The organism is Chamaesiphon sp. OTE_8_metabat_110, from assembly GCF_031382685.1.
Classification (GTDB): domain Bacteria; phylum Cyanobacteriota; class Cyanobacteriia; order Cyanobacteriales; family Chamaesiphonaceae; genus Chamaesiphon.
Window position 1 is genome coordinate 1 of the sequence record NZ_JANMZA010000449.1, and the last position, 10,128, is coordinate 10,128.

Genomic DNA, 10,128 nt, shown 5'->3' on the forward strand with positions numbered 1-10,128 from the left:
ATTATTGAAACCTAACTATTTACTAAAAAACCCCACCTAATAACTAGGTGGGGTTTCTTAGAGCGATCGTGACTAACTAGGGCAAAATGAGATTAGTTAATCTCCACTAAACCTCTGACAGGTAATCCAATGTCAGTAGTATCGGCGGGTAGCAAACTAGCAACTCGCGGTGCTGTGGCAAGCTGTGGCGAGCCTAAAATCAAACCACCAAGATTGTTCTGTTGATTTACCACCGTCCAGGGTTGTTTAGTCGTAGGTGCTAGTGTGGTAGCGTAGGTAGTCTTGCGGCTGCTAGGAGCGGCGATCGTAAAGTTCTGTGGCGTACGCTTGACAAGGACTAAATCGTTAACAGGTTTGAACTGCTTGGCGGTCAGTAATGTCTCACCAGGAATATTAAACTTCGGTACGCTGGTATACGCTTGAGCGGTAGCTAGCTGAAGGCTGGCGGCATTGACCGATGTGGCGACAGTGTCTGTATCGGGCGATACGATTTGTCTTAAAGCTAGCATGGGATTTATCGCCTTGGCGTTGGTAGCTACAGGGTTGGCAGCTACAATCGGCTGGGTGTTGAGGTTGTTACCCAACACGCGTTGGAGTCCCGAGGGAATCGCCGCGATCGGGTCGAGGGACTGATAGGGAGTCGATTTAACTTGTGATACGATTGTCTTTGGCGTTACAGCTTGAGGCTTAGCTGGCGGAATCGTTGCGATCGGATCTAGAGCGTAGGGTGCGGTTTTGGTCGTGGGCACATTGTTGGCGGCAATATTCCGTTCCAATTTCTGCATCAGTTCTGGACGCACTACTGGGAATGGATCGACCCCTGACTTACCCGCCGCCATCATTGCAGATAGGGGAGTCGGTGCGCCGATGTCGCTCGCTGAGGCGACTGGTGGCACGACTGGTGTACCAGTCCTAGCAAATTTGTTAGCTACGCGGGGATTACTATTGCCGATATACAAGCCCGGTACGGGAATTGCCGATTGGGGATTGATGGCACGCGCCAGCGCGGAAGCTACAGCAGAATTTTTAGCAGGTGGCTTAATTTGCTTGGTCGTTTTGGCGAATTGGGGATATCTCGCACCTGGAGAGACGAAGCTAGTAACAGGGTTGCTATCGACCGGGCGAGCTTTGGGCGCAATCTTGGTCGCTGCCGTAGGATTACCTAGCGAACTCATCGCCAACTGGCGGACGGCAAAATCTGGGGTAACGGCCATCCCAGTGAATAATTCTCGATCGATCCGCGTACCAGCGGATTTTAAGTTACTCCATTGTGCGGTTGGAGTTGCTGCTTTACTAATATTTCGGGGTGCTGGTTTAGTTGCGGCATAAGTACACAGGGGGTTAGATAGCACTAACGCCGTTCCCAACACGCCAAGACTAGGTTGCAACCAGGTAAGCCAAATTTTTAACATGTTTGAATCAGCTCTATGTAATGAAATTTTTTGAGTCACTGCCACTTACTTGAATAACTGTTAACTTAAATTGGGATTTGGAGTTTGAGTCCAAATTCTCAGGATATCGGTTACTTGCCAGTGAAGGCTGGAGTGAGATTTTACCTGCTTTTCGGTAGTCAATCGGCATAGAGAACAACAGTGTTAGAATAACTTCTATACCTACCGCCTACCCGATTTTGGTTAGCTGCAATGACGGACTTCGCACGCCATGTTCACTCTACCGCTTCAGATATAATCGGGTAAGTTGGCATTGTTGTGATGCTAGCACTGTTATTGTATCACGTTTTTTTTACAGGCTCATCAGTATTTATGCTGGTACCATCCACAAGCAAATGTGCCCGCTCTGCGTGCCTGTGGCTAAGTATAGGCGATCTGGATGCCAACTAAGCTGCGTAAATCTACTGGCGATCGGATGGCTGAGAATTTGTTCGACCCGACCATCTGCCGTCCACACACAAGTATAACCATCAGCTCCCCCAGATGCCAAGCTAGGGGCCTGGGGATGCGCGATCGCCGCCGTGACGATATCCTGATGACCTGTCAACAATTGACTCTCCCAGGTAGTGGCATCTGCGCTCGCTGTCCACAGCACGATCGTGGTCCCACTGGCTACCGCCAAACAAGGGGTCTCGGTGCCCACCAGCCAAGCCAATTGCCGAATTTTACCTTCAAAGCCTTGGAGCGTCCAGCAGTCTGCCAATTGTTGACGATCGACGATTTTCAGAGTCCGATCGAGATTGCCCGCAGCTAAATAGCGACCATCTGCCGACCAAGCGATGGCGATTGTCGCGGTATCGACATCGATCCGCTGTGGGGCAACCTTCGGTGCGGGTGGCGTCCAAATTTGGACGCCTTTGTAGCCAGCTACTGCTAGTTCTGTGCCATCAGGATGCCATGCTAAATCAAAAATCGAGGATCGATCGAACGTCCAGGTCGTGACTTCCCGCTTGGCGGTGGCGTCCCAAATTTTGACACGATTGCCCGATCCGATCGCGAGCTGTGGTTGACTGGGATGCCAGATGAGATGTTCGATCCACTCATCAATCTCAATGGTTTGCACTAACTGAGGGGGCTGACGATTGCCACAATCCCAAATCAATAATTTGCCAGCTTGTCCGCCAGCAGCGAGCCAACAACCATCGGCACTAAAAGCCACCGCTTGCATCGCTTGTCCATTCGCTGGCTGCAAGTAGACCAATTGGTTCGAGCCACTGTTCCAGACTACTTCTCCCGCTGCCGAACTCGCTGCCCAGCCCGCACCGTCGGGCGCACAGCGCAACCCTGTTACTGACTCACTGAGCTGACATTGCCAACCTAGCTCTAATTCCGACTGCGGGTTGCCTACCAACGTAGCTAAATAAAAATAAAGGTAGCTGCTCCAACCGCGATCTAAAACCGAGCAACCGCAGTTGGATCGCTCTAGTTTTAGACACTCGATCGAGTAATTACATTTGATATGGCTCAAGTCAGACTTGAACTGACGACCAAGGGCTTATGAGTCCCCTACTCTACCGACTGAGCTATTGAGCCAAGCTATTGAACGTATATCAGCATAGCATAAAAAATCGATTTTAACCACCACAACAGCAAACTATTTGAGACAGTGGTGACAAACTCCTAGATCTAGCCGTTGCTGGGTAAATGCGCCATCGGATTAACAGCACTACCACCGCTCGGACGGATCTCAAAATGTAAGTGCGAGCCAGTACTGTTTCCCGTGCTACCCATTCGGGCGATTTGTTGACCCTGACGGACGGTTTGACCAGTAGTAACTGAGAGCTGACTATTATGACCGTAACGAGTAATCGTCCCATCGCCGTGTCTGATTTCGACTAAGTTGCCATAACCAGATTTCCAACCAGCAATGACAATCGTACCGTCAGCAGCAGCATTAATCGGTGTGCCGACTGGGCCAGCGATATCGATCCCTTTGTGCATTCTGCCCCACCGACGACCGAATTTAGAGGTGAGCGTGCCTTCTGCGGGCCAGATAAAGCTCAGAGTAGTGACGCCGTTGTGACTGGGATATCGATCGTCAGGGCTGCCAAACTCGCCATCCGCACCAGTCTGGTTGATATTTGGGGCGGTAGCCACAGATCTGAAATTCCGAGTTTTAGGTTGAGCTACTTCGATCGAAACAGAAGACTCTCCGGTAAACTGTAAGCTGGCTGGATTAGGACGAGCGACTGGCACGGCAGTGCGCGGCGAGAGCGATTGAGCGATTAAAACCGAATTTGGCGCCGATTGTCCTGGCATTTGCGAGACATCATGGCGGAGCTGTTCGACAGAGCCAGATCGCAGCATCGGTACTGCGGGAATGGCGGTTGATTCGGCAGCGGCGATCGTAGGCGAATAATTGGTAGGGACGCTGGAGACTCCCATAAAGACGGCAAATCCAAGCATCACGGCTGAGGTGCGGCTCCGATGATTACCAAACAGAGAGGTAATTTTGTTCGATCCTGACAATCTGCTGGCGGTTGGTGCTGACGACTGGAGCGACAGATCGCGATTGACGATTGGGGATTGAACTTGCTTAGCTTTCTGTGTGATTTCGGGTTTCAACAAAAATGACCTCCTAATTTTGACTACAGCGACAGTCATCTAAATGAACTTGTCGGGATGGGCTGACAGCTAACTGATATCTAAGACCGAGCTTGGCTTGAAGAATATCAGCATGACGGCAGCTTAAGCGATTGACTTTTAACATGTGAACCCAGACGATCGTCAGCTTCTAAAGATGAAAGCAAATGATGACCTTTTACTGGTGCCGATTCTGAATTGCTAAAGTAACTCTAAGTTAAGATGCGATAATTTGCAAGTTTTTGCCGATCGATTCTGGAGCGATCCCGCTCCAGCCAGATCGGTAATTTTTGCTTCAAATTGTGCAGGTATTGCGCGGCTTTATGAAGACTTGAATTACCGATCGAGCGGCTAGAACAATTTCTCAAGCCCTTGCCAAACAACACCTTAGCCGATAGCTCGCTCGATCGACAACCGTGGATTTGCGGACGAAGTATTGTGAAGTTGCGGTCTGGTGTGAGTCTCACAACCCAATTTTTTAATCTCAGTGATTTCGATTACCTTCGGTACGCTACGCGAGCGCAATTATCGCAATTATCGATCGAATTTGTGATGAGTTGAATAAGAAATTGGTAAGTTAATTTCGACCGATCGCGAACGACAGTGATATAAATTTCTTATCTAAAATTAGGAGGTTGGAGCTAGCTCAAAATATTAGTAGCGATTTTAGCTAGCTCAAATAGACTCAATGCTATTCCCTGACTAGTATCCGTCTGACTCAGACACCCCGAGCAACGCTAACTTGGCGACGAGCTTCAAATAGTCCCACAGCGGCACTCACAGAGAGATTCAAGCTTCTAACGCCTGGTTCGTCCATCGGAATATAAACTGTTGCAGCACAGTGTGCCAGCATCTGATCGGGAAGACCATTGGTTTCACTACCAAATAACAACCAGTCATCTGCTTGAAACCCAAAGTCAAAATGACTGGCTGTTTTCCCCCGAACGCTAAACCCAATGCAGCGTCCATGCTGTTGACGCTGAAATTCAATAAATGCGTCGATCGACGGATGTATTTTGAGGCTAACATAAGGCCAGTAGTCTAATCCAGCGCGTTTGAGGTAGCGATCGCTGATTTCAAATCCTAATGGTTCGATCAGGTGTAATTGGGTACCTGTCGCCGCGCAAGTGCGGGCAACATTACCAGTATTTGGGGGAATTTGCGGATTGACTAAAACGAGTTGGAGCATAAATTCAAAATCGATCGGCGGGGAAGTGTGGTTTTCCGGACTCTGATGGTTAAAAGGTAGCTTTAATAGTTACCTCACCGGGATTATGACGATTTAGTTACGAACTCGCAACTTTTCGTAATATATAGATTTTCTTTATATTTGGACTGAACGATCGATCGATTGGAATTTTAAATACATTTGTTAAGTTGGAGAGTTTTGTGTTGGTCACTCAGATGTGTCACCAAGAGCGTAAATGGGGATCTTGGTGCAGATCTGCGGTAGTGGAGGCTACCATTTAGGCGACAGCCTGACAAAGATAACGATCTAATTCGATTTCCTGCTGTTCGACGCGATCGATCGCGCCCATAAGCACCGCCTGCGCGTCGCCCGATTTTGCATATTCCCGCAACCATTGTTGCGCGGTATTACCCTCGCGCAAAATCTTCTTCACTGGCGACAGAAAGCAGGTAAAACCCCGTTGCTTGGCAAAGGGATGTACCTCACCGTAAAGTTCCTCAATCCAGTCATGCGCCGTAATCGATCGCCCGTCCTGCCAATGCCGCAAAGTCGCATCGAGACTGGATTTGGCGACCAGCATTTCATTGGCATCTGCAAGTTCGACTAATTCTTGAGGCGATAAACTACTCATCACCAACGGATCGAGCTGCGGATCGTTCATGAGCTGCCACAATCTCGCCTCAATCAGGCTGGTAACGGCCAGCAAGGCGATCGGATCGATAATTAGGTCGCAAATCCTCAATTCCAATCGATTGAGGTTGTAGGGGCGGCGATCGCCATTAGGACGCACGGACGACCACAGGTGGCGGACATTTTGCATCGTCTTTTGGGCGAGCTGTTCGTTAACCCATTGAATATGATGGGCGTGACTCTCAAATAAGGGCACATGTGCGGGTGTCTTGGGAAATAAGCCCCACCGGGTAGAATGATAGCCAGTAGGCGCAGCATTGATGAAGGGAGATGCCGCACTCAAAGCCAAGTAGAGTGGAGCTTCCACGCGGACGAGCCGACAGGCACGCATCAGTAATTCTGGATCGCTGATGCCGATATTGATATGGACGCTCGCCGTCACCACATCGGTACCATAAGTCTGCTCGATATAGGTATGATAAGGATTATGGGGGTCGGAACGATAAAAAGTATCGGTGCCGCCTAGAGATAAAGTACTCCCCGGAATCAAGGTATAGTCACCAAGTCCTTTGAGATACGATCGCAACTGACGGCGCGGCAATACCAGCGCGCACAGGAGCCGCTCGTAAGAAGTAAACGGCGCAGTTGTATATTCAACATTGCGACTATCTGGCTCGATGATAAACCCATCCAAATCCGCCACAATTCGATCGGATAAACCAACAATCTCGCCTTGGGGTGTACCCGTGTAGACTTCAATTTCAAATCCTTTGGAAAGTAGCATAGGAGTAGGGAGATGGGAGATGGGAGATGAGAGATGAGAGTAATTGGAGATCGAGAGGTACACAACCGACCCTCGATCGCGGATTATCTAGACAAAACCGTTAGGATTTTCGATGCAATACTAATATTCAGTATAAACCCCCAAACCATCGCCCCAACTTCCGATCTTATATCCCAACTTCTGACTTCTGACTTCTGACTTCCTACTCCCATCTCCCATCTCCCATCTCCCATCTCCCATCTCCCATCTCCCATCTCCCATCTCCATCTCCATCTCCCATCTCCATCTCCCATCTCCCATCTCCCATCTCCATCTCTATCTCCCATCTCTCTTCCCTAATGTCCTGCGATCGCGGATAATTGGGAACTAACGTAAAAATCACAACGCAAGTAGCACAACATAAAGTAATGGGAGCGATCTGGGAAATAGATTTTTACTCACGTCCGCTGGTAGACGAGCGACAGAAAAAAGTTTGGGAATTGTTGGTGTGTGAGAGTCCATCGACTACCGAGCAGTCCACCAGCGAACTATTTCGGTATGCTCAGTATTGTCCGAGCGATCGTGTCAACTCGCTGTGGTTGGGCGAAGCTTTGCAAGCAGCCATCCAAGAGGCGGGAGAGTCGCCGCAGCGGATTCGCTTCTTTCGGCGACAGATGAATAATATGATTACCAAAGCTTGTAAAGATATCGGCATTCCCGCAGCAGCCAGCCGGAGATCGATCGCGATTCAGCAATGGTTAAACGATCGTTTGGAGCATTTTTATCCCGCTCAGCCCAACTATCAAGCCACCACGACGACATCGGTGCAAATGTTTTCCGATCCGCCGCAACCGCTCCCCGAAGCCCTCATCGGTGAAAAGTGGACATTTGCCACCCTCGCCGCCAGTCAGTTTGCCGATATGAAAGATTGGCAGATTGGGTTTGGTGAAGCTTTTCCGCTGGATATGCTGGGAGTAACGCCAGAAATGCAGATTCCCGGATCGATCGTCTACTCAGCACGAGCAGTGCCCATCGCCGCCTGGATGTCCGGCTTGGAAATCGTCGCAGTCCGCTATCAACCCGCACCCAAATCCAGATTATTATTAGAGACAGGGGCTAGCGAAAGTTGGATTTTAGCCCGCCTCGATGGTACGACGCAACAAGAAGCCGCCCGATTTGAAGCCAGCAAACAACAGGCAAAGGGAGTACATTTTATCGCCATTCAATCCGATCCCGAGAGCGAGGAATTTGCCGGATTTTGGCTCTTATACGATGCAGCAGATAATTAAATTAATTAATAATTAATAATTAATAATTATTAGTCGATCGGCGATGAAATAGCTCGACGGCTACGTGTCAGAAGATCGGTAAGTTGGTGCGATTATTCTAATACTAGATCGCCGATAACCGTTGTGGTGGGCAGTGCCCACCCTACTTTTAGATCTGTGGCTGCATTAGCAACGCGTCTGTTCGATCGGCAACAGCCCGAACAGCAAGGATAGTAGTAGAGGATAGATCTTGTGACTTCGATACTGATGCTTTAGTCCTCACAACTCATTCATTCACTATTCACTATTCACTATCCACTATCCACTATCCACTACTCACTACTTCCAAATGGATATCGCCGAACAACTTTTAGATCTAGCTAGCAAAGCAGGTGCCGAAGCAGCCGAAGTCTATCAAGCCAAATCCTTATCCCGCCCGGTATTCTTTGAAGCAAATCGACTCAAACAGTTGGAAACAGCCCAGAGCGAAGGAATCGCGCTGCGGTTGTGGAAAGATGGTAAACCGGGATTGGCGGTGGCTTATGGAGCCGTCGAGCCGCAGATATTGGTTGCCAAAAGCCTGGAACTCTCCCAACTCAACGAGCCAGAGACACCCGAATTAAATGGAGCCGATCGCAATATCTATCCCAATTTAGGCGATACCATCCCGATGGAGGAATTGGTCGAGATGGGCAAAGTCGCGATCGATCTAGTGCGATCGGAATTTCCCGATGCGATCTGTAGCAGCCAATGGGATTGCGATATCGAAACCACCCGCCTGGTAAATAGTCTGGGTCTAAATTGTAGCTACACGGACACCACATTAAGCGGTTTTTTGGCTGTCGAGTGGATTCGGGGCGATGATTTTTTGAGCGTTGGGGATGGACAAACCCAACGCGGTCATCTCGATCCGCACAAAATCGCGCAGAGCGTGCTCAAACGCTTATACTGGGCGAAAAAGAATGTCAACCCCCCGATCGGGAAAGTCCCGGTATTATTTACTGCCAAAGCCGCCGATATGCTCTGGGAAACCGTGCAAGCCGCACTCAACGGTAAACTAGTCGTTGAGGGGGCATCCCCCTGGAGCGATAGATTGGGTCAAAAAGTGGTTTCGCCCCTGCTGACGCTGACACAGGCACCCGATCGCGGCCCGTTTAGTTGTCCATTTGATGATGAGGGTTCGCCAACGCGGACATTGACGTTCATTCAAGAAGGTAAGCTGAAATTATTTTATGCCGATCGGACGATCGGGCGGCAACTGGGTTCTGGCTCTACTGGCAATGGCTTTCGATCGGGTTTGGGGAGCTATCCTACTCCCGATCTAGTCAATTTCACGATCTCACCGGGGACGCTGAGTTTTGACGAACTAGTTAAACATCTCGATTCGGGGATTATCATCGACCAAATTCTGGGCAGTAATGCGGGGATGTCTGGCGATTTTTCGATCAATGTGGAGCTGGGTTATCGGGTTAAAAAGGGTGAAATTGTCGGTCGGGTTAAGGATACGATGGTGAGTGGTAATGTCTATACGGCGCTCAAGCAAGTTGTGGCGTTGGGTGCTGATGTTGACTGGAATGGCCCTTGTCATACGCCGTCATTGATTGTGCAGGGGTTGTCGGTGACGGGACGGGGGTAAGGGGTAATGGGTAATGGGTAATGGGTAAGAGGTAAGAGGTAAGAGGTAAGAGGTAAGAGGTAAGAGGTAATGAACTTCGTCAGGTTCTAAATTGAAAGAAAAAGACACTTTCGTCTTTTTTCTGTCACTATTCACTATTCACTATCCACTATCCACTATCCACTATTCACTCAATTAACTCGCCATCGATCGAGAATAAATAGAGCTTACTGGAATCGACGGTTAGAGCTAGTGGATGACCTACTTGAATCGGATGTGAGGAGGCGACCCGCGCGATTAGGAGTGAATTAGCTAAGCTTTTATCGTTACTTTGTCCGCTGACGTATTCGTCGGTGTCAATCTTATCGATCGGGGCTGTGGCGTAGACGATCGTTTCGTGACCTAATACTTCGACCGTTTTGACCGCAACTGAAATCGAGTTGCTAGTGCCTGCGGGGGCGACGGTAAAAGCTTCTGGACGCAAGCCGACGAGTAAATCCCGCGCGAGATATCGATCCAAATCTCGGTAGCGTTGACGCAGATCCGCGCCGAGCGCGAGTGCTTGTCCGCCGATATCGAGCGTCAAATGACCCCGTTCATCCCACGCGGTCCGGCTCCGAAAAATATTC

The 10,128-nt window shown here is 49.4% G+C and carries 7 protein-coding genes, 1 tRNA gene and 2 pseudogenes; 2 read left to right on the forward strand and 8 right to left on the reverse strand.

Features of this window, described 5'->3' with window-relative positions; genetic code table 11:
* Positions 1-92 precede the first annotated feature (92 nt).
* From RMO52_RS16545 to gshA, 7 genes and pseudogenes are all read right to left on the reverse strand, one after another.
* Complete coding sequence (locus tag RMO52_RS16545; protein WP_310416324.1) at positions 93-1,412, reverse strand: hypothetical protein; 1,320 nt, start codon at positions 1,410-1,412, stop codon at positions 93-95.
* A gap of 349 nt (positions 1,413-1,761) precedes the next feature.
* Entirely contained in the window at positions 1,762-2,919 is a 1,158-nt protein-coding gene (locus tag RMO52_RS16550; protein ID WP_310416327.1) for a hypothetical protein, read from the reverse strand.
* Positions 2,912-2,984: transfer RNA gene (locus tag RMO52_RS16555), tRNA-Met, on the reverse strand. The genes RMO52_RS16550 and RMO52_RS16555 overlap by 8 nt, the downstream gene beginning before the upstream one ends.
* 93 nt (positions 2,985-3,077) lie before the next feature.
* A pseudogene (locus RMO52_RS24795) lies at positions 3,078-3,452 on the reverse strand (M23 family metallopeptidase); the annotation flags it as partial.
* Between the two features lie 794 nt (positions 3,453-4,246).
* Complete coding sequence (locus RMO52_RS16565) at positions 4,247-4,501, reverse strand: hypothetical protein (protein WP_310416334.1); 255 nt, start codon at positions 4,499-4,501, stop codon at positions 4,247-4,249.
* Positions 4,502-4,752: 251 nt separating this feature from the next.
* Positions 4,753-5,223, reverse strand: a complete 471-nt coding sequence (locus tag RMO52_RS16570) for a tRNA (cytidine(34)-2'-O)-methyltransferase (RefSeq protein ID WP_310416337.1) — start codon at positions 5,221-5,223, stop codon at positions 4,753-4,755.
* 277 nt (positions 5,224-5,500) lie between these two features.
* Positions 5,501-6,637, reverse strand: a complete 1,137-nt coding sequence (gene gshA, locus RMO52_RS16575; RefSeq protein WP_309742383.1) for a glutamate--cysteine ligase — start codon at positions 6,635-6,637, stop codon at positions 5,501-5,503.
* A 407-nt stretch (positions 6,638-7,044) separates the two neighbouring features.
* On the opposite strand from gshA, the gene RMO52_RS16580 reads away from it, so the two are divergent.
* Positions 7,045-7,905 carry a Tab2/Atab2 family RNA-binding protein gene (locus tag RMO52_RS16580; RefSeq protein WP_310416340.1) on the forward strand — a complete coding sequence of 287 codons (861 nt, stop codon included), beginning with the start codon at positions 7,045-7,047 and terminating at the stop codon, positions 7,903-7,905.
* A gap of 328 nt (positions 7,906-8,233) precedes the next feature.
* Positions 8,234-9,520 (forward strand): TldD/PmbA family protein, encoded by a 1,287-nt coding sequence (locus RMO52_RS16585; RefSeq protein WP_310416343.1) that lies wholly within the window; start codon positions 8,234-8,236, stop codon positions 9,518-9,520.
* Between the two features lie 166 nt (positions 9,521-9,686).
* Here RMO52_RS16585 and RMO52_RS16590 read toward each other — a convergent pair.
* Positions 9,687-10,128: pseudogene (locus RMO52_RS16590) on the reverse strand (ABC transporter ATP-binding protein); the annotation flags it as partial.

Bases quoted from the DNA above. Each gene is read 5' to 3' on its own strand.
- gshA (WP_309742383.1), bottom strand. From the start codon at position 6,637: ATGCTACTTTCCAAAGGATTTGAAATTGAAGTCTACACGGGTACACCC.
- RMO52_RS16545 (WP_310416324.1), bottom strand. From the start codon at position 1,412: ATGTTAAAAATTTGGCTTACCTGGTTGCAACCTAGTCTTGGCGTGTTG.
- RMO52_RS16570 (WP_310416337.1), bottom strand. From the start codon at position 5,223: ATGCTCCAACTCGTTTTAGTCAATCCGCAAATTCCCCCAAATACTGGT.
- RMO52_RS16585 (WP_310416343.1), top strand. From the start codon at position 8,234: ATGGATATCGCCGAACAACTTTTAGATCTAGCTAGCAAAGCAGGTGCC.
- RMO52_RS16580 (WP_310416340.1), top strand. From the start codon at position 7,045: ATGGGAGCGATCTGGGAAATAGATTTTTACTCACGTCCGCTGGTAGAC.